General features: G+C 66.5%; 12 protein-coding genes. 8 read left to right on the plus strand and 4 right to left on the minus strand.

Annotation, left to right across the window (positions count from 1 at the left end; all coding sequences use genetic code 11):
* Positions 1 to 77: 77 nt before the first annotated feature.
* The 3 genes from K2O51_RS02185 to K2O51_RS02195 all read right to left on the minus strand — a co-directional run bounded on the left by K2O51_RS02185 (position 78) and on the right by K2O51_RS02195 (position 5,784).
* Positions 78 to 989, minus strand: coding sequence for an SDR family NAD(P)-dependent oxidoreductase (locus tag K2O51_RS02185; RefSeq protein ID WP_011299959.1), 912 nt, complete (start codon positions 987 to 989; stop codon positions 78 to 80).
* Between the two features lie 44 nt (positions 990 to 1,033).
* The gene (locus K2O51_RS02190; protein ID WP_011299958.1) at positions 1,034 to 1,594 is read right to left on the minus strand and encodes an AMP-binding protein; all 561 of its coding nucleotides are present in this window, start codon (positions 1,592 to 1,594) and stop codon (positions 1,034 to 1,036) included.
* A 179-nt stretch (positions 1,595 to 1,773) separates the two neighbouring features.
* Positions 1,774 to 5,784, minus strand: coding sequence for a LuxR C-terminal-related transcriptional regulator (locus K2O51_RS02195; protein ID WP_220630436.1), 4,011 nt, complete (start codon positions 5,782 to 5,784; stop codon positions 1,774 to 1,776).
* A 366-nt stretch (positions 5,785 to 6,150) separates the two neighbouring features.
* On the opposite strand from K2O51_RS02195, the gene K2O51_RS02200 reads away from it, so the two are divergent.
* From K2O51_RS02200 to K2O51_RS02220, 5 genes are all read left to right on the plus strand, one after another.
* Entirely contained in the window at positions 6,151 to 6,468 is a 318-nt protein-coding gene (locus tag K2O51_RS02200; protein WP_245001824.1) for a hypothetical protein, read from the plus strand.
* Positions 6,469 to 6,543: 75 nt separating this feature from the next.
* A complete protein-coding gene (locus K2O51_RS02205) occupies positions 6,544 to 7,128 on the plus strand; it encodes a DUF2889 domain-containing protein (RefSeq protein ID WP_220630438.1) in 585 nt (194 codons plus the stop codon).
* A gap of 132 nt (positions 7,129 to 7,260) precedes the next feature.
* The gene (locus K2O51_RS02210; RefSeq protein ID WP_220630439.1) at positions 7,261 to 8,427 is read left to right on the plus strand and encodes a thiolase domain-containing protein; all 1,167 of its coding nucleotides are present in this window, start codon (positions 7,261 to 7,263) and stop codon (positions 8,425 to 8,427) included.
* A gap of 41 nt (positions 8,428 to 8,468) precedes the next feature.
* Complete coding sequence (locus K2O51_RS02215) at positions 8,469 to 8,867, plus strand: Zn-ribbon domain-containing OB-fold protein (RefSeq protein ID WP_011299953.1); 399 nt, start codon at positions 8,469 to 8,471, stop codon at positions 8,865 to 8,867.
* A gap of 99 nt (positions 8,868 to 8,966) precedes the next feature.
* Positions 8,967 to 11,069, plus strand: coding sequence for an acetate--CoA ligase family protein (locus K2O51_RS02220; RefSeq protein ID WP_140949243.1), 2,103 nt, complete (start codon positions 8,967 to 8,969; stop codon positions 11,067 to 11,069).
* 571 nt (positions 11,070 to 11,640) lie between these two features.
* Here the strand turns inward: K2O51_RS02220 and K2O51_RS35740 are convergent.
* A complete protein-coding gene (locus K2O51_RS35740; RefSeq protein ID WP_084791940.1) occupies positions 11,641 to 15,441 on the minus strand; it encodes an alkyl sulfatase dimerization domain-containing protein in 3,801 nt (1,266 codons plus the stop codon).
* 596 nt (positions 15,442 to 16,037) lie between these two features.
* On the opposite strand from K2O51_RS35740, the gene K2O51_RS02230 reads away from it, so the two are divergent.
* The 3 genes from K2O51_RS02230 (at position 16,038) to K2O51_RS02240 (ending at position 19,638) form a co-directional block, all read left to right on the plus strand.
* On the plus strand, positions 16,038 to 17,204 hold the full coding sequence (locus K2O51_RS02230) for an acyl-CoA dehydrogenase family protein (protein WP_220630440.1): 1,167 nt from the start codon (positions 16,038 to 16,040) through the stop codon (positions 17,202 to 17,204).
* Positions 17,176 to 18,447 carry a CaiB/BaiF CoA transferase family protein gene (locus tag K2O51_RS02235; protein ID WP_220630441.1) on the plus strand — a complete coding sequence of 424 codons (1,272 nt, stop codon included), beginning with the start codon at positions 17,176 to 17,178 and terminating at the stop codon, positions 18,445 to 18,447. Before K2O51_RS02230 ends, K2O51_RS02235 begins: the two co-directional genes overlap by 29 nt.
* A 219-nt stretch (positions 18,448 to 18,666) precedes the next feature.
* Complete coding sequence (locus tag K2O51_RS02240; RefSeq protein ID WP_140950319.1) at positions 18,667 to 19,638, plus strand: LysR family transcriptional regulator; 972 nt, start codon at positions 18,667 to 18,669, stop codon at positions 19,636 to 19,638.
* The last annotated feature ends 59 nt before the right edge of the window (positions 19,639 to 19,697 follow it).

Genomic DNA, 19,697 nt, shown 5'->3' on the forward strand with positions numbered 1-19,697 from the left:
TCTCTTCCTTGTCATCCAACATGGTGGCCAGCCGCCCCCCAGCGGCCGGCCACCAGCTACTACCCCCGTGGCAATGCTCAGACCGGGTCCCAGGCGAACGCGTCGCGCGAGAGATCCAGCGGGAACAGCGAGGGACGGAACATCGGGATCGCGCGCTCCAGGCAACTCTCCACGGTCCAGCCCTGGTCGTTGTGGGCGGTGCGGATCGGGCGCGGCTGCGACATCAGGTAGATCTCGTTGCTGCGCACGCCGAAGATCTGGCCGTTGACATCCTTGGCCTGGTCGGTCAGCAGCGCCAGCGTGAACGGGGCGATCTTGCCCGGCTCCATGCGCATATGGATCTTCATGCGCTCCACGGCCTCCGGCGTGTTGGCCGGGATGCTGCCGACCATGCGCGTGAACGCGAACGGCGCGATGCAGTTCGAACGCACGTTGAACTTCTTCATGTCGAGCGCGATCGACTTAGACAGGCCGACGATGCCCATCTTCGCGGCGGCGTAGTTGGCCTGGCCCACGTTGCCGATCAGGCCCGACGTCGACGTCATGTGCACGTAGGCACCGCTTTCCTGCGCCTTGAAGTGCGGGGCGACGGCGCGCGACACGTTCCAGGTGCCCTTCAGGTGCACGCGGATCACGGAGTCGAATTCTTCCTCGCTCATCTTGTGGAACATGACGTCGCGCAGGTTGCCGGCGTTGTTCACCACGCCGTCGATGCGGCCGTACAGGTCCATGGCCTGCTGGGCGATCTTCTGGGCCGATTCCCAGTCCGCCACGCTGTCGGTGTTGGCCGCGGCTTCGCCGCCGAGCGCCTTGATCTCGTCCACGGTCTGCTGCGCGGGACCGGCGCTGCCGCCCGAGCCGTCGATGGCCACGCCGAGATCGTTCACGATCACGCGCGCGCCCTGGCGCGCCGCTTCCATGGCGATACCCTTGCCGACACCGGCGCCTGCGCCGGTCACAATGACAACCTTTCCTTCTAGCAAGCTCATGCTGTGTCTCCACTACTGTCAAAGAATTCTTCAGGAACCGGATTTCACAAGGCAGCGTCCGGACAGCACGGCCGGTGCCCCGCTGGCAGCGGCACCGGCGCGATGCCGGCCGCCACGGCGCCCGCGAGGTCATGCACGCCAGGCCGGGCGAACTGACCTGCGCCCGGCACGATGCAGCCGTACAGCGAGCCGTCATCGAGCAGCGGCGCCAGCGCCATCAATGCTCTGGTCGGTGCGATTGCCACCTGCACGCCGTTCACCACCGTCTGCCTTGCAATCTCCGCGCTGTCTTCAAACGCCGCGGACGCAATGGCCCTGGCGCTGCAACGGGCCACGGCATAAGTGGCAATGGCCGACGACTCACCGTCTTCCAGCATCAGCAGTACGTGATCGCCCGCGCGCACACCGAGCCGCTGCTGCATGTACCCGGCCAGCGCAAGGCTGGCGTCAAGCAGGTCGCGGTAGGTGGCGTTGCCCGTCGCGATGGTGTCCGGCTCCGCTTCCGCCTGCGCTTCCAGCTGGCGGAACAGCGCACAGCCGGTGACGCAGGCTGCGGGCGAATCGCCGGCTGGCAGGTGAACGGGGAGCGAAGAGTGGCTGGACATGACGCGATGGAACTCCGGGAATCCGGTACGGCTGCCTTGTTGAGTCCATCATCGCGGGCGGTGCGGTTGGGGGGTACTCCCCGACGCGGGTGGATGGCAGGAGTGGAACTTATGGCGGGACTTATTGCTGCTCTTGTAATGGACAAGCAAGGCCACGCCGTTGTGCGTATGCCATCCGTTCAGGCAGCCAACACACTTCCCCTCTCCTGCGTCGCAATATCCCGCAACCGCGCCGCCGCCCGCCCACGACCATTCACGCCCAACTTCGCGTAGATATTCTTCAGGTGCCACTTCACCGTTTCCGGCGACACGTTGAGCACGCTGGCGATCTTCTTGTTCGACATCGCCTGCGCGAGCAGACCGAGGATCTCGCGCTCGCGCTCGCTCAGCACGGCAATCGGTGCCGCTTCGTCCGCCGGACGCGAAATCGCAGCGCCGGATGCCACTGCGGCGGCCTGCAGCCGCCGTGCATAGAACGCCAGCACCGGCTCGTCGATGCCTTCCCCGGCAAGCTCCAGGAACACCTGCGGCGCCCCGCCCGTGACATCGAGCAGCGTGCGGATCAGGCCGGCCCCGTGACCCATGCGCAGCGCGCTCAGGAAGGCCGGCCGCGCGCCGCGCGTGTTGCCCGTGGCATGTCGCGCCAGCGCGAGTTGCAGCCATAGCGCGGCAATGCGCAGCGGCTTGGCGCCGGCTTCGCGGGCGACAAAGGCTTCGAGGCGCGCGGCTGCGGTGGCGTAGTCCTGCGTATAGAGCGACATCTCGACCTCGGCCCGTGCCGCGGCCAATGCAATGTGCCGCGCCACCGTGCCGGTTTCGCCCGCATAGCGCTGGGCCAGTTGCTGTACCTGGCGGAACACCGTGTTGGCACGCTCCGTCTCGGCTTGCTGCAGGTGCCGGCGCAGCCGCAGCGTGAGGGCCTCGGTCTGCAGACGATCGAGGTTATTGCGTGCGGCGTAGGCTTCGAGCCGGTCCAGGCAGGCACTGGCCTGCGTACGCCTGCCCGCGAGCCAGTGCGCGTTCGACAGCAGCGTGAGCGCGCGCAGGACCACGTCCGGCAGGGACACGCGTTCCAGCATGCCGATGCGCGGCTCCAGCAACTGGCAGGCCCCTTCGTGATCGTTCAGTTCATACAGGATGTCGGCCAGCAGGCCTGCGGCCATGCAAGTGAGGCCAAGGAACGTCGCGCCCTGCCGCTCGGACTCGCGCAGCACTTCGCGCGCACTGCGGCCCGCGCGCTCGATCTCGCCTTCCATCACCAGGCTCATGGCCGTGATGTAGCGGCCGAACAGGCTGCTGCGCGGCACGCTGCTGCGGCGCTCGGTGTCGTCCTGCAGGCGGCGCGCCTCGTCGAACTCGCCGCGCAGGATGAAGAGCCACGACAGCACATTGCGGCGCGCGGTCCACCACAGGTCATCCGCCTCTGGCGGAATCGCCCACAAAGCCGGCAGCATGCCGAGCACGGTGTCGGGATCGTCGACCTGTACGGCGTGGCCCGCGCGCAGCAGGCAGACGACGTACTGGTGCACGGCGTTGCTGCGGTCGCACAGCGGATCCAGGCGCTCCAGGCTCCGGCCCAGGCCGTCGACATCGCGCATATAGAGCTGCAGGAACGAAACCAGAGCGAGGAGCCCGAAGCGGTTCTGCAACTGCTCACGGGGCAGCCGGCGCACCAGCCCCAGCAGCTGGGGCAGCTCGCCGCGCTTGAGCAGCGCATGCCCGCATCCCTCGACCATGGTCGCGGCGGCGTCGGCATCGCCGGCGCGCACCGCGTGGTAGACGGCATCATCAAGGTGGCCACGCCGGTCGAACCAGCGCCACGCCGCAGCATGGAGTTCGCGCGCCGTGCCATGCGCACAGGGCTCGTCGTTCGCCCGGCTGGCGTCGGCCATATCGTTCGGCGTTTCGGCAGTGTCTGGGTCTGACATGTCGACCGCATCGGCCGCATCGTCCTTGTCTGTTTCCAGCCTGGCCAGCAGCGTTTCACGCAGCAGCGGATGGATGCGGTACCACACATCACGGTCGTGCGTGTCCACCTGCGTGATGAACAGGTTATCCGCTTCAAGCCGCGCCAGGCGGTCGCCGATGCGCGATGGCGTCTCGGTCTCGCCCGGCATGGCCGTGCACAGGTCCGCGCAGAAGCGGTGGCAGGTAGACATGCGGGTGAGCAGCGCAAGGTCGTCCGGCGCCAGCAGGCCCAGGACCTCGCGCTCGAAAAACGCCGCGAAGGTGCGCGGATCCCGCACCTTCGTGAGCGGATAGTCGGCGCTGCGGCGTGCACGCAGGTCCACCGCGAACAGTTGCAGCCCGGCCACCCAGCCATCGGTCAGCGCATGCAGCGCGGCGGCGTCGCGCGGGGCGATGGTGCCAAGCTGCTCTTCCAGGAAGCGCGCGGATTCCTCGGCCGTGAAGCGCAGGTCGCGCATGTCGATCTCGGTCAGCAGGCCTTGCGCGCGCAGTGCCTCCAGCGCCAGCGGCAGTGCGCTGCGCGAGCTGAACGCCAGATGCAGATGCGGGGGCGCGTAGTCGAGCAAACGCTGCAGCGCGCGGTAAATGCGTGCGTCGGTGATGTGGTGCAGGTCGTCGATCATCAGCACCAGCTCGCGTTCACGCGGGCCGAGCGCCTGCACGAGCGCGATCACCCGTTGCTCGATGGCGTCGTCGTCCTCCGCGCCACCGACCTGCATGGCGGCATCGCGCGCCATGGCGGGATCGATCTCGGCGAGGCTCGCGAGCAGGCAGTCAAAAAAGCGCGTCGGCTCGTTGTCCTCGGCGGCCAGCGACAGCCAGCTCACATCGAAGCCGAGCGAGATCAGCGCCTTGCGCCAGGCCATAAGCGTGCTGGTCTTGCCCGCCCCGGCCTGGCCCTGGATCACCACGCAGCGCTGGCGGCGCGCGTCGAGCAACCGGTTCATCAGGCCCTCGCGCGGCAGCAGCTTGCGCGCATGCCGGGGCGGCAGCAACTTCGCGCTCGCCACCGGCTGCAGCGGACGCATCGGCCCGGGGCGCGTATCGAGTGCCGGCACGAGCGAGAGGAAGGGCTGTGCCGGCAATGCGGAATATTGCCTTGGCAGCCCCGGTTCTGCGGACGGTAACGTGGCCACCGAGTCGAATTCGGTACCCGTGAAAGCCTCGAACGAACGGCCGGCAGACATACCCGCGAAAGTGGACGGAGCAAATGCTGCCTGCGCGGTGAAGGCGCGCGGCACGGCCCCCTGCCCTTGCGCATAGCCTGCGTCGCCTGCGCTGCGAATCCATTGGAACGGTCCGCGCGCATGCCCGCCGATCACGGCCAGCACTTGTGGGATTCCTGCAGGCAGCCCGTCCGCATCGCGCAGCAGGCTCTGCACCGCACGCATCCATGCCGCCTGTCCGGCGGCGAAGCTGACGGTCCAGGGCTGACCGGCGATGACGTCCCGCACCTCGGGGTCGTTGTGCGAGACCGGGTTGTCCGCAAGGATCAGCAGTGGACGCCCCGCAGGTTGATGCTCCGCCAGCGCGTGGAGAAAGCCTTGCCAGCCGGACGCCCGCCCGGCCTGAAACGCCGTCGCCGTCCCGCTATGGATGACCTTGAGCGCCGTCATGAATGAGGCGGCCAGCGTACGGCGGTAGGTGGCGCTGTTGCGCGCGGCGGCGTCCAATGCCGGAGCCATGCCGGCAGGACGGGGATCGGCCTCGAGCGCCACAACGATGGCATGTTCCGGCTCGGCAATATAGAGACCGACGATCTCGGCGGCACGCACAGTGACGCCACCAGAGGCCGGCTGTTTATCCGCAAGGGCCACACCCCGCCGGGGCGGCAGCCCGCTCGCACGCCAGTGGCGCGAGACGCTGGCGGGGCTGACGCCGAGTTCGGCGGCAAGCTGGCGCGTACTGAGCGCTCCCGGGCCGCCGTCGCGGGCCAGCGCCACCAGGCGGGCCACGTCGGTGCGCACGGGCGGCGCGCCGCGCGGCAGGTCCTGCTCGATGCCCGCCAGCCGCGATGCGGCATACCGGTCACGCCATCGCGCGACTTGCACGCGGCCGACGCCGACCTGCGCGGCGATGTCCTTGTTTTGCCAGCCGGCGGCAGCCAGCAGGATCATCCGCGCGCGCTGCGCCAGGCGCAGGTTGCCCGCAGTGGCGGCGGACAAGGCCTCCAGTTCGGTCCGTTCTGTCTCACTCAGGACGATGCGGGATGCGATGCGCATAGTGGTTCCCCTTGCTGGCGGATCGGAGACCGTACGAGCAGTCGGACAAACCGTGGCAGGCCCCGGTCGCAAACGCTGCGACGCGCCGCCACCGGCTATCGCCCGGCAAATGGCTGTCTCCGATTTTTCTATTGACTACGAAACTACGGATGATGCTACCATATCTCGTAGACGATCGGCGGTTGGGACTTACCCGGCGCCCCGGGTGCGGTTCCCGTGGCAGAACGGATATCCACCATCGCGGAGGACCTCCGACGCCACAATCAGGCGCTTCGACGCTTCCGCCAACGGGCACGCCCCCGCCGCCGCCAACCCTTTTCGATAGTCGTCATGCCGCAGCACTCACCCCCCCCGATGGAAGGACTGATGGACCTGCTCCACGAAGTCCGGCAGTTCAGCCGCGACCTGCAGCAGTCCGCCAGGCGTTCGACATCGGGCGAGGCTTATCCGCAGGCGCTCCGGGCGCTGGTCGACAGCCGCATGCAGGCGGCCGATCCGCATGCGCGCATCGTCTGCTATGCCTCGGCGGTGGAACTCGGGGTGCCGGTGGATCTTCCGGCCGAGCATTGCCGGCAGGCCATGGCAGGCGGCCTCGGCTTTGCGTTGCGCGTGCTGTTCTGGGCCGCGCACCGGCGCATGCAAGGCGGACGGCAGCGGCCGGGTGCCTGGCCAAGCCCGCACTGACAGCGCATGCGGCAAGCACGAGCACGCTGACCGGCGGCGACAGACCGAAGAAACCGGCACAGGAGACAAAGCACAATGACCCTTCCCAACCGCAAGCCAGTACACACGCGCCACATCACGTGCAACGGCTACCTGCGCGATGACGGCCTGCTGGACGTCGAAGCGGAACTCAAGGACATCTCGCCAGACGGCACCGACCTGCTGTTCAAGATCGTGCCGCCCGGCGGCGTGATCCATCACATGCGCGTGACGGTGACGGTGAGCATCGACGACATGGTGATCCGCGACGTCTGCGCGCGCACGCTGACCGGGCCGACCGACTTCTGCCGCGAAATCGAAAGCGCCTATGACGCGCTCAAGGGCCTCACGCTGCGCCGTGGTTTCCGGCAGGCCGTGAAGGCACGCGTGGGCGGCGTGGGCGGTTGCACGCACCTGACCGAACTACTGGGTCCGCTGGCCACCACGGCCATACAAAGCGGCTTCGCGGTCGGCCGGGCGTTGCGCAACGGCCGTCGCCCTGCGGACGAACAAGGCCCCATGCAAAAGCCGGCCGTCATCGGCACATGCCACACCTATCGCCCCGAAAGCGTGGTGGTGGACGTCCTGTGGCCGCCGCACCGGCGCGTCGCCAGCGAAGAACCGACCGGCGCGCCCGGCTGACAAGGCGCCACGCCAACCCCTATTGCGCAAGCCTGTCCAGACAGATTCGCCAGGCCTGCACTCGCCCGAGGACTGGCCGTACGCGACAGGCTCCCCTTACCCAAACCAACCTTTCGACCCAAGGAATCACCCATGAGCATCAAAGGCAAGGCATATATCGTCGGGGCCTACGAACACCCGACCCGCAAGGCGCCGGACAAGTCGGTCGCGCAGCTGCACGCGGAAAGCGCCAAGGGCGCGCTGGAAGACGCCGGCCTCACGCTGGCCGACGTTGACGGCTACTTCTGCGCCGGCGACGCGCCGGGCCTCGGCGTGCTCAATATGGTCGACTACCTCGGTCTCAAGCTGCGCCATGTCGATTCCACCGAGACCGGCGGCTCGTCGTATCTGGTGCATGTGTCGCACGCCGCGCAGGCCATTGCCGCAGGCAAGTGCAACGTTGCGTTGATCACGCTGGCCGGCCGCCCGCGCTCCGAAGGCTCCAGCGGCACCAAGCCGCGCGCCTGGGGTGCGGGCGTTCCCGACCAGGCTTTCGAGGCGCCGTTCAGCCCGATGACCGTCAATTCGTACGCCATGGTTGCCATGCGCCATATGTACGAATACGGCACCACGGCCGAACAGCTCGCCTGGATCAAGGTCGCCGCATCGCACCACGCGCAGCACAACCCCAACGCGATGCTGCGCGATGTCGTGACGGTGGAAGACGTGCTGAACGCGCCGATGATCTCGGACCCGCTGCGCAAGCTCGACTGCTGCGTGGTGTCCGACGGCGGCGGCGCCCTGATCGTCGCGCGTCCGGAAATCGCGGCAAAGCTGAACCGGCCGAAGGTCAAGGTGCTCGGCGCCGGCGAATTCGTGAAGGGGCAGATGGGCGGCCATGTCGACCTTAGCTGGTCGGCCGCGAAGTTCTCGGGCGCGGCAGCATTCGCCGAAGCCGGGGTGACGCCGGCCGACATCAAATACGCCTCGATCTACGACAGCTTCACGATCACCGTGCTGATGCAGCTTGAGGACCTCGGCTTCTGCAAGAAGGGAGAGGGCGGCAAGTTCGTGATGGACGGCAACCTGATCTCAGGCGTCGGCAAGCTGCCCTTCAACACCGATGGCGGCGGCCTGTGCAACAACCACCCGGCCAACCGCGGCGGCATCACCAAGGTGATCGAAGCGGTGCGACAGCTGCGTGGCGAGGCGCATCCGGCGGTGCAGGTGAAGAACTGCGACATCGCCCTGGCCCAGGGTACCGGCGGCCTGCTCGGCTCGCGCCACGGCAGCGCCACCCTGATCCTCGAGCGCGAGTAAGGCGCACCAGGCATCCCACACCGAATCACCGAGACCTCATCATGAGCACTCCTTTCACCCCGCAAGTCCTGACGGCGCCTGAAGAGCTGCCCGACAACACCGAGTTCTGGAACGCCGCCCGCGAAGGCCGCCTGCTCGTTCGCCACTGCAACGACTGCGGCAAGCCGCACTGGTATCCGCGCACGCTGTGCCCGTTCTGCATGGGCGAGACCACGTGGAAAGCCTCGGCCGGCCGCGGCACCGTCTATTCGTACAGCGTCACGCGCCGTGCCGGCCCGACGCCGTTCTGCATGGCCTACGTCACGCTCGACGAAGGCGTCACGATGATGACGCGCATTGTCGACTGCGATCTCGACACCGTGCATATCGGACAGCGGGTCGAGCTGACCTTCACGCCGACTGATAACGGGCCGCCAGTGCCGACGTTCCGGCCGCTCTGACGGCATGACAAGCCGCACCCGGTGCCGGCCATGGTCCGGCGCCGGCGTTGCGGCCACTACACCGCTACACCATAGGATCCAACAAGACAATCCACCGCCATGAACACCACACCCACTGCTATTCCGGACTGCCTGCTCAATCCCCGCTCGGTCGCCATCATCGGCGCATCCGATGAGCCGACCCGCATCGGCGGCCGCCCGATTTCGTCGATGCTGGCCAAGGGCTATGCCGGCCGCATCATGCCCGTCAATCCGAACCGGTCCACGGTGCAGGGCCTGCCGACCTATGCATCGGTTGCCGACCTGCCGGAAGTCCCCGACGTCGCCATCATCGCCGTCCCTGCCCAGCACGCGCTGCAGGCAGTCAAGGCCCTGGCCGAGCGTGGCACCAAGGCCGCGATCCTGTTCACCGCCGGCTTCGCCGAAGTCAGCGAGGAAGGCGCCGCCATGCAGGCCGAAATGGTCGCCATCGCACGCCGCGGCGGCATGCGCCTGCTTGGTCCGAACACGCTGGGCATGGTCAACATGCACAACGGCTTCGTAGGCAGCTTCTCGACCTTCTCGTCATTGGGGGTCTCGCGTCCCGGCCGGGTCGGCATCGTCAGCCAGTCCGGCGCCTATGGCAGCCACCTGGTCAGCTCGGCGATGGAAGCGGGCGTCTATCCGTCGAGCATCGTCATGACCGGCAACGAAGCCGACCTGAACGTCAGCGACATCGTGCGCCTGTTCGCCGCCGACCCGATGACCGACGTGATCGCAGTCTATGCAGAAGGCATCAGCGATGGCCCGGGCCTGGTTGATGCGCTGAAGGCTGCCCATGCCGCCGGCAAGCCGGTGGTGATGATGAAGGTGGGCCGCAGCGAAGTGGGTGGCGCGGCCGCGCGCTCGCACACCGCTTCCATCGCAGGCGACGACGCGGTGGTCAGCGCGGTGCTGGATGAGCTTGGCGTGGTGCGCGTGCGCACCACCGAGGAAATGCTCGACATCCTGCGCCTGGCCTCGCGCCGCGTGTTCCCCGCCGACAATACGCTGGGCGTGGTGACCATCAGCGGCGGCGCTGGCGTGATCATTTCCGATGCCGCCGAAGACCTCGGCATCCCCATGCCCGAGATGCCGGCCGCGGCCCAGGCCCGCATGCTGGAAAAGCTGCCGATCTGCGCGCCGCGCAACCCGGTGGACGTGACCGCCCAGTTCATCAACGACACGACCCTGGTCACGCCGTTTACCGAGGCCATGATGGGCGAAGGCGGCTACGGCACGCTGCTCGCGTTCTTCAGCTATGCGGCCTCTTACCACACCGTGGCAGACACGCTCCTGCAGCAACTCGCCGACGTGCGCAAGCGCTACCCGGACCGCCTCTACGTGATGGTGGGGCGCGGTGACCCGACCGTCCTGGCACGCTACGAGGAAGCCGGCTTCACGGTATTCGGCGACCCGAGCCGCGCCGTAGCCGCCATCGCCGCGATGGGCCGCTTCGGCCGCGCCCTTGCCGGCAAGACCACTGCGCCGGCACCCCAGGTCCCCGCCGTCACCTTGCCCTCGGCAACGCCCACCGAGGCCGAAGCCAAGGCGCTGCTCGCCGAAGCCGGTATTCCGAGCGCACCGGAACGTGCCTGCGCCGATGAAGAAGCCGCGGTACGCGCCGCGCGCGAGATCGGCTTCCCGCTCGTGCTCAAGATCCTGTCGCCGGACATCCTGCACAAGTCGGAGATCGGCGGCGTGCTGCTGAACGTGAACAGCGAAGGTGCTGTGCGCGAAGGCTTCGCGCTGCTGCTCGAACGCGCGCGCAAGGCCGTGCCCGATGCGCGCATCGAAGGCGTGCTGGTGGCAAAACAGCTCGTTGGCGGCGTGGAATGCATTATGGGCATCAACCGTGATCCGGTGTTCGGGCCGATCGCCATGTTTGGTCTTGGCGGTGTGTTTGTGGAAATCCTCAAGGACGTGGTGTTCCATCGCTGCCCGTTCGGGCCGGATGTTGCCGAAGAGATGATTCGTTCGATCAAGGGAGCGCCGCTGCTGCTGGGCGCTCGCGGGCGGCCGGTTACGGATATTCCTGCGCTGGCGCGTACGCTGTCGCAGCTCTCCGCCTTTGCTGTGGCCGCCGGGCCGCGATTGCAGTCGATTGATCTGAATCCGGTGCTGGCGATGCCGGAGGGTCAAGGGGCTTATGCGGTGGATGCGGTGATTGAGGTTGGGGAATAAGGTGTGGAGGTGGCGTTGATCGGCCCATCGTGCTTGGCCGGCGCCGCCATTTTTTGCCGGCCTTGCCGACGGGTTCTGGTTGAGACCGGGTTATCGCTCTTGGCCAGCGCCGCTGTTTCGCCGGCGTAGCCGGCGACCTACTCTTTTGTCCAAGCGACAAAAGAGATAGGTAGAAAAACGTGTCGTTGCCGCTGGCATCAATGCCACGGCGGCAGTGGTTCCAACGGCTTTGGACGCCTGTCACGGTGGTCGGCCGTTCGAACCTGCTAACGCTATGTGAGTCAGAACCTGTGCCTGCGCGGCACGGCTTTTGGACAATCCCCAAGTCGGACTCGGGTACAGCGTTTCAACCAGGTCAGTGGTGGGACGCCTTCGGCTGCGCTGCGCGCACGTCGTAGTCTGGGCGCATGCTCATCAGCGTTGCTGGCAGTCGAGTCCCGATTTCCTGTCTCTACGCGCATGCAATGCGCTCAGGGCCTCGTTACTGAGGCGACATTCGGGTTAGAAGTCAAACGCCGAACGCCCCCGAGCCCTCCCAGGCCCGGGGGCGCCTGCCCTATCCCCTATCCCATCAACGCTTCAAACTCGGGGTAACAATCCCAAATGAGGGGTCAAACGTAGTCATCATCCCCATCAGCTCACCAAGCTTGCCGCCGTCTCCTTCAACCTTGACATCGCCCTGCGCCAGCGCGGTTTTCAAATCCACCTGCCGCAGGTTAATGCGATCCAGCGTAGGCTTGGTCATGGTCACCGTGACATCGGCCTTCGGATTTCGCATGCCTTCCCGATAGGTCAGCACGCCATTCCGCAGCGTCACCGCAAAGGGCGTCTTCAGATCCGAGAACACCCAGTTCAGCGTCATGTCGTGCCCTTGCGCCTTCTCCGAATCCAGCCGTACGCCCAAGAAGTCGAAGAACATCGACGGCTCCAAGGCGCGGACCATGTCGGCCGCATTGCGGCCCGGTAGCGGCCGCGTGCCGTTGCGCAATTCGGATGCACCCATCAGGTACATGTTCCGCCAGAGGGAACTCTCCGCTTGATAGCCAAGCTGCTCGAGCGCATCGGCCTGTGCGTCGCGTGCGACCTTGTTGTCCGGGTCCGCGAAGACGAGATGATTGCCGATCTCGGCCGCCCACCGGTAGTCGCCCTTCTGCATGGCTGCCTGCATCTGTTTGACCACGTTGTCCGCACCACCCATGGCTTCGACATAGCGCTTCCCGCCTTCAACCGGCGGCAGCGGATTCAGGTGTGCCGGGTTGCCGTCGTAGAAGCCGAGGTAACGCTGGTACACGGCCCGCGAATTGAAGCTGAGCGATCCGTAGTACCCGCGCGTGTACCACTTCTTCTCCAGATTGCCCGGCAGCTTCTGCATGGCCTCGGAGATCTCCATCGGTGTCTTGCCTTCGTTCAGCAGATGCAGCGTGCGGTCGTTCAGGTACGTGTACATGTCGCGCTGATCGGCCAGCAGGTTGCGGATGTTCTCGCCACCCCATGTCGGCCAGTTGTGCTGCGCTACCAGCACGTCGGCACGGTCGCCGTAACGCACCAGGCTTTCGTCGAGGAACTTGCCCCAGGCCTTCGGATCGCGCACCAGTGCACCCCGCGGCGTCAGGATGTTGTGCATGGTGCGCGTGGCGTTCTCTGCCATGCACAGCACGCGCATCTGCGGCAGGTAGAAGTTCATTTCGGCCGGCGCTTCGGTGCCCGGCGTGAACTGGAACTCGACTTCGACGCCATCGATGCGGCGCGTCTCGTAAGGCTTGGTGATCAGCACCGTCGGTGGGATCAGGCTGAGGGTGCCGCCGATCGAGCCCGACTTGCCGATGCCGGTGTCAAGCTGGCCGCGCTCGTTCCTCGGCACCCCGCTTCCGGCCTGATAGCGCGCGCGGCGGAACATCGCATTGCCCGCGAACACGTTCTCGCTTGCGGCCTCGTGCATGAAGCCGTCCGGCGCGTAGATGGCCACTTTTCCTGACTTCACGTCGGCTTCGTCCACCACGCCGCGCACGCCGCCAAAGTGGTCGGCATGCGAATGGGTGTAGACCACCGCGACAACCGGCTTGCGCGGACGGTTGGCGTAGTAGAGGTCAAGCGCCGCCTTTGCGGTCTCGGCGCTGGTCAGCGTATCGACCACGATGATGCCGCGCTGTCCCTCGATGATCGTCATGTTCGCGAGATCGAATCCGCGCACCTGGTAGACGCGGTCGGCGACGCGGAACAGGCCCGCATAGTTGTTGAGCTGCGACTGGCGCCACAGGCTGGGGTTGACGCTGTCGGGCACCTTCGCCTGCGGGTTGGCCTGCACCTGCGGCTTCTGGTCTGTTACGCGCATCAGTCCGCCATTCTGGCCGGAGCCTGCCGCACCACTAGCCGTCCAGGGTGTCTGCTGGAAGTCATAGGTGGCGGTATCCCACACCACCCGCCCCTTGGCATCGTGGATCTGTCCACGGAATGGCGCGACCAGGCCACGCTGCGCGGCCTCGTAGTCGTCGCGGTCGTCGAACGGCAGTTGCTGGAGGACGGCGGCGTTGGCAGCGGCGGTGATGGCGCTGGCGGGCTTCTGCTGCGCAGCCTCAAGCGCGTCCGCTGCTTGCGTGGATGCTGCCAGCGCCAGTCCGGCGGCCAGTACGGCCAACCGCTGATGACCGGTGCGAGCAGCGGGAGCGACCGCTTCGGGCCTCGCCGACTGTGCGGCAGGCTGCGACGCAGCGGCGCGCGGCTGGACGAAGACGCCGTCGCCAGCGCGCTCGATGCCGCGTACGAGGTCAGCGGCCTTCTCGCCGATCATGATTGCGGTCGCATTAGTGTTGCCGCCGATCAGCGTCGGCATGATCGACGCGTCGGCCACGCGCAGGCCCTCGACACCGCGCACGCGCAGTTGCGGATCGACCACCGAAGCGGCGTCGCTGCCCATGCGACAGGTACCGACCGGATGGAAGACGATGTCGGTGCGCGCGCGGATGAACTCGCGCACCGCGGCGTCGTCGGAACCGTCGAAGCGCACGCCTGCGTAGTTATGCGGCCGGCCGCCCAGGCGCCGGAACGGCTGCTGGTCGAGGATGCGGCCCACGACGCGCAGGCCCGCGAGCATGCTTTCGACATCACGCGCGTCGGCCAGCAGGTTCTGGTCGATGCGCGGTGCCTGCCGCGCGTCAGCCGATGCCAGCAAAACCTGACCACGGCTGTGGGGGCGCAGCACGCACACATGCAAGCTGTAGCCATGTACGCTGCGCGCGTTGGGATCGCTCAGTGCGGTGGAGAAATGAAGCTGCAGATCCGGGTCGGCAAGCGAAGGATCGCTCTTGATGAACGCTCCGGTCTCCGCGATGTTCGATGCGAACATGCCGAAGCGCTCACGCTTGTAGCGGCGCCACTCGCCGTACAGCCGGATTGCGCCGCGCACGCTGAACGCGTACAGGTCGGTGCTGAACACGCGCTCCTGCACCTTGAGGTTCGGATGCTCCTGCAGATTCTGGCCAACGCCGGGCGCATCATGCACCACGGCGATGCCGTGCGAACGCAGATGCGCGGCGGGGCCGATGCCCGAAACCATCAGCAGTTGCGCGGAACCGAAGGTGCCGCCACTGAGGATGACTTCACGGCGCGCGCGCAGCGTGACCTGCTCACCGCCGCGCTCGACCAGCACGCCCACCGCGCGCTTGCCTTCAAATACGATACGCAGGGCCTGCGTGTCGGTCAGCACGGCCAGGTTGTCACGGCCGCCATGGATCGATTGCTTGTTGCCCTGGTGCAGGTAGGCGCGCGCGGCATTCCAGCGCTCGCCGTCGCGTTGCGTACGCTGGTAAAAGCCGACGCCCTCCTGCTCGGCACCGTTGAAATCCGGGTTGTAGCGCAGGCCAGCGCATTGGGCAGCCTGCAGGAAGCGGCGGTCGAACGGATTGATCGAACGCGTATCGACCACATCCAGCGGACCCTTGCCACCGTGCCAGGCGTCTTCGGCCTGGCCACCGAGTCGCTCGTTGCGCTCGGAACGCTTGAAATACGGCAGTACATCTTCCCAGCCCCACCCGTCGCAACCTTCCGCGGCCCAGCGTTCGTAGTCCGACGGGACACCGCGGATGTAGATCATGCCGTTGATCGACGAACTGCCGCCCAGGCCCCTGCCGCGGGGCTGGTAGCCGACGCGCCCGTTGAGCCCCGGCTGTGGCTCCGTGGCGTAGCCATAGTTGAACGGCCCCGGCTTCGGTACCGTCGAGGCGATGCCGATGGGAATCGTGATCGCGGAGTTGAAGTCGTGGCCGCCGGCTTCCAGCAGGGCGACGCTGCCCGCGCGGCTGTCCGCGAGGCGGGCTGCTACGGCGCAGCCGGCGGAACCCGCACCAATCACGATGTAATCGTACTGCTCTTGCATGTCTGTCTCTCGTTGGAATCTTGAATGACGGCCTACGCCGTCTCTTGCTCTTCGCGCACGCCGGTCACGCATGTCGCGACGACCTGCGGGGGCGCCATCGCCATCACTCGGGCTAACTTCGCCGCGCGCATTGCGCCTGCGCCGTGTCGCGATTCGTACAGAGTTGCCGCTCAGTCGTTGCTGCCGCAACCATTTGCATGCATGGCGGATGGAAGCCTTCAGGCAGCCATGGTCATCCCCGCCCCAGAACTTCGCCCCACCCAACGCGGGGAGCTGGACGGCCGATGTCCAGAAGGCGTGTTTCAAATGAAACGGCACATCGTGTTGATCCGCGGCGGGCCGCGTCCGGTGCATACCCGGCATCGCAGCGGGCCTGCGCCTTCCGGCACATCCGGATCGTTTGATGATATGCCTTTGTACGTACAAATGTGGAGTGAATGAGACACCGTCAATCGATCAGAATGGAACTTAACCCACAAAAAATTTGCGTGCGCCTTCAAGGTTTCTTGCAAATTCCCTTTAATCCACTCCATACTATGTACGTACATAGTGCCAGAACAATGGGCAACCAGAGACCGGAGACGGAAGGAGCAAAGGTGCAGAAACTGACCGAAGAACGCCGCATGATCCAGGAGGCCGCGCGCCAGTTCACGATGGAGCGCGTGCTGCCCATCGCCAACAAGCGGGACCCCGAGAAAGGCAAGATCCCGCGCGAGCTGATCGACGAGATGGCCGAACTCGGGTACTTCGGCATCCTGATTCCCGAGGAATACGGCGGCCTGGGCCTGGGCGCCTATGAGTACTGCCTGGTCGCCGAGCAGCTTTCGCGTGGCTGGATGAGCGTCGGCAGCCTGATCGCACGCGGCAATGGCCTGATCGGCGCGCTCAAGGGCCTGTCGCCAGAGCGCAAGGCCGAATACCTGCCGCGCATGGCGCGCGGTGAATTCCTCGGCGCGTTCTCGCTGTCCGAGCCCAATGCCGGCTCCGACGTGGCCAATATCTCGTGCCGCGCGGTGCGCGATGGCGACGACTGGCTCATCACCGGCAGCAAGTACTGGTGCACGTTTGCCGACGAGGCCGACTTCATCCTGGTCATCTGCCGTACCGATCCGGTCATCGACCCGAAGGCGCGCCACAAGGGCCTGTCGGCCTTCATGGTGGAAAAGCCCCGCGGCGAACTCCCCGAGGGCGTCAAGGGCAGCCTGATTCCCAAGATCGGCTACCACGGCTGGACCACGTGGGAACTCGCGTTCGACGGCTGCCGTGTGCCGCATTCGAAGATGGTCGGTGAGGAAGGCAAGGCGTTCTACCTGACCACGGCCGGGCTTGAGACTGCACGGGCCCATACGGCCGCGCGCTCGATCGGCCTCGCACAAGGCAGTCTCGAGGACTCCATTCAATACGCGAAGGACCGCAACCAGTTCGGCAACCCGATCGGCAACTTCCAGGCGATTCGCTTTAAGATCGCCGACATGGCCACGCAGATCGAGGCCTCGCGCGCGCTGCTCTACACGGTGTGCGAGAAGATCGACGAAGGCGTGCGTGCCGACACCGAAGCGTCGATGGTCAAGCTGTTTGCGAGCGAGATGTGCGAGCGCGTGACCAGCGAAGGCCTGCAGATCCACGGCGGCGCGGGCTACACCACGCACTTCGCGGCCGAACGCTACTGGCGCGATGCGCGCCTGACCAAGATCTTCGAAGGTACCTCTGAAATCCAGATGCGCATCATCTCCGATGCGATGCTGGGCAAGATCGCGGCCTGAACGGGAGCACGAAGTGCAGACTCAAGCCAAACCCGCCGGGTCGCTTGCCGGCCTGCGCGTGATCGACCTCACGCAGATGCTGGCCGGCCCCTTTTGCACGCAGATCCTCGCTGACCACGGGGCGGATGTCATCAAGGTCGAAGCGATGACGGGCGACGGCACGCGTGTGACCGGCCCGTTCTGCCCCGACGACGCGCTGCGCGACTTCGGCGGCTATTTCCAGAGCGTCAACCGCAACAAGCGCTCCATCGCCGTCGACCTGAAGACGGAGGCGGGTCGTGCAGTCCTGCGCGCGCTGATCGACAAGGCCGACATCGTCGTCGAAAACTTCCGAGCAGGCGTGATGGAGCGCCTGGGCTTTGCCTACGAAACGCTGCGCCAGACCAACCCGCGGCTGATCTACGGCACGGTGCGCGGCTTTGGCGATCCGCGGAGCGGCGAAAGCCCGTATGCGCAATGGCCGGCGTACGACGTGGTTTCGCAGGCCATGGGCGGCATGATGGGCATCACCGGCCCGGATCGTTGCACACCGACCAAGATCGGTCCCGGCGTGGGGGACACCATTCCGGCGCTGATGCTGTGCATCGGCATCCTCGCGGCCGTCAATCGCGTGCGCGAAACCGGTCAGGGCCAGTTCGTCGACGTGGCCATGACCGACGCGGTGCTGGCCATGTGCGAGCGCATCGTCTACCAGAACTCGTACACCGGCGAAGTGGCCGCACCGGAAGGCAACCGCCACCCGCTGCTGTGCCCGTTCGGCTTGTTCCGTGCGCGCGATGGCCATGTCTCGATTGCCTGCGCGACCGATGCGTTCTGGGAAAAGCTCGCCGTGGCGATCGGCCGTCCCGACATGGCGCAGGACCCGGACTTCGCGACCAATGCCGCGCGCGTGCAGCATCAGCAGCAGGTGATCGAGGCGATCGAAGCCTTTACCTCGGTGCGAACCAAGGAAGAGATTGCCATCGCGCTGGGCGGCAAGGTTCCCTTCGGCCCCGTCTATACCTCGGCCGAGATATTCGCGGACAGGCACTACGCGGTGCGCGACATGATCGTCGAAGTGGAGCAACCGGGATCGGCCACTCCGGTCAAGATCGCCGGCGTACCGATCAAGCTCAGCGAAACCCCGGGCGCGGTGCGCACGCGCGCGCCAATGCTGGGCGAGCACACCGAAGAGATTTTGTTCGGTGCCGGGTATGTGGAGGACGATATTCGCCGTCTGCGGCAGGAGGGCGCGGTGCGGTAAGGCAGCACTGAAGTGAAAGCGGCGCTGCGGGCGGTCTGACGGGTTGTTGCAGCCGGGAGGCCGCCGGCAACTCAGTCGCGTGGCTGTGGAGCGTTTAAGGTGCAGGTCGGGCGGTGACCCGAGCGCCGTCAGATTCTCGGCTACGTCCTTCCCAGCCGCCCGTCAGGGCCGTAGCATCTACGTTTCCCGCATTTTCGCGGCCCCGCGCCTTCGCCTCCTATGCCAGATCCCCGAGCGGCCACCGCGGCCTACAGAGAATCCGTTCCCGCGCTGCAGCGCATCGGCGCACATCTTGACGACCTGCTGCTCTTCATCCACGTGGTCGATGCCGGCGGATTCAGCGCCGCCGAGCGGCAGACCGGCATCGCCAAGTCGCGGCTGTCCCGCCGGGTGGCGACACTCGAGCGCGCGCTCGGCGTGCGACTGCTGCATCGGTCGGGGCAAGTCTTCGGCCTCACGCCGGTTGGCGAGGCGGTGCTCGCGCACGCGCGGGAGGCGGCCACGCACGTCGACAAGATCGGCGCCCTCACGCGCAGCGCCGTGGCAGAGCCATCGGGGGTGATCCACCTCCATACCTCCATGCTGATCGCCGAGACCACGCTCCCTCCAATCCTGGCCGAGTTTGCGCGCGCTCACCCGGGCGTGCAGGTGCAGTTGACGCTCTCGAATCGCTTTGTCGACCTGGCTGAGGAGCGACTGGACCTGGTCATCCGCGCGGCCGTTGTGCCGCTCGCCTCGGAGGACGTGATCGCCGTACCGGTGGCGACGTCGGCGTCGATCGTCGTGGCCCATCCGTCGTTGCTGGAAGCCGACGGCCCGCCAGCGCGCCTCGACGAGTTGGCGGGCTACCCCTGCCTCGCGCAGGGCACACTGACAAATCCGCGGCCATGGCAGTTCATCGACGCAGACGACAAGCCGATCGATATTGCTGTCACGCCGGGCATTGCCGTGGATAACCTGCTGGCCATCCGCGAACTCGCACTGCGCGGCGCCGGCATGGCACAGTTGCCGTCTTATCTATGCCAGGACGCCATCGATGCCGGCATGCTGGTGCCCGTTCTGCAAGGCGTGCGTTCGCGCCCCGCCACGCTGTACGCGATGTACCCGAGCCGGCGCGGCATGACGTCCGCCGTGCGTGTGTTCCTCGACCTGGTACGCACAAGGTGGCCGTCCGATCCGGCTACCGCCTGATCCCTAGTGTCCGGCGGGCCCGTTCCAGTTCCGCAACGCCCTGTTGCAAACCACCGGCT

This window comes from Cupriavidus pinatubonensis, assembly GCF_019602855.1.
GTDB lineage: Bacteria > Pseudomonadota > Gammaproteobacteria > Burkholderiales > Burkholderiaceae > Cupriavidus > Cupriavidus pinatubonensis.

Bases quoted from the DNA above. Each gene is read 5' to 3' on its own strand.
- K2O51_RS02220 (WP_140949243.1), top strand. From the start codon at position 8,967: ATGAACACCACACCCACTGCTATTCCGGACTGCCTGCTCAATCCCCGC.
- K2O51_RS02200 (WP_245001824.1), top strand. From the start codon at position 6,151: ATGGACCTGCTCCACGAAGTCCGGCAGTTCAGCCGCGACCTGCAGCAG.
- K2O51_RS02190 (WP_011299958.1), bottom strand. From the start codon at position 1,594: ATGTCCAGCCACTCTTCGCTCCCCGTTCACCTGCCAGCCGGCGATTCG.
- K2O51_RS02205 (WP_220630438.1), top strand. From the start codon at position 6,544: ATGACCCTTCCCAACCGCAAGCCAGTACACACGCGCCACATCACGTGC.
- K2O51_RS02235 (WP_220630441.1), top strand. From the start codon at position 17,176: ATGCGATGCTGGGCAAGATCGCGGCCTGAACGGGAGCACGAAGTGCAG.
- K2O51_RS35740 (WP_084791940.1), bottom strand. From the start codon at position 15,441: ATGCAAGAGCAGTACGATTACATCGTGATTGGTGCGGGTTCCGCCGGC.
- K2O51_RS02240 (WP_140950319.1), top strand. From the start codon at position 18,667: ATGCCAGATCCCCGAGCGGCCACCGCGGCCTACAGAGAATCCGTTCCC.
- K2O51_RS02195 (WP_220630436.1), bottom strand. From the start codon at position 5,784: ATGCGCATCGCATCCCGCATCGTCCTGAGTGAGACAGAACGGACCGAA.
- K2O51_RS02210 (WP_220630439.1), top strand. From the start codon at position 7,261: ATGAGCATCAAAGGCAAGGCATATATCGTCGGGGCCTACGAACACCCG.
- K2O51_RS02185 (WP_011299959.1), bottom strand. From the start codon at position 989: ATGAGCTTGCTAGAAGGAAAGGTTGTCATTGTGACCGGCGCAGGCGCC.
- K2O51_RS02215 (WP_011299953.1), top strand. From the start codon at position 8,469: ATGAGCACTCCTTTCACCCCGCAAGTCCTGACGGCGCCTGAAGAGCTG.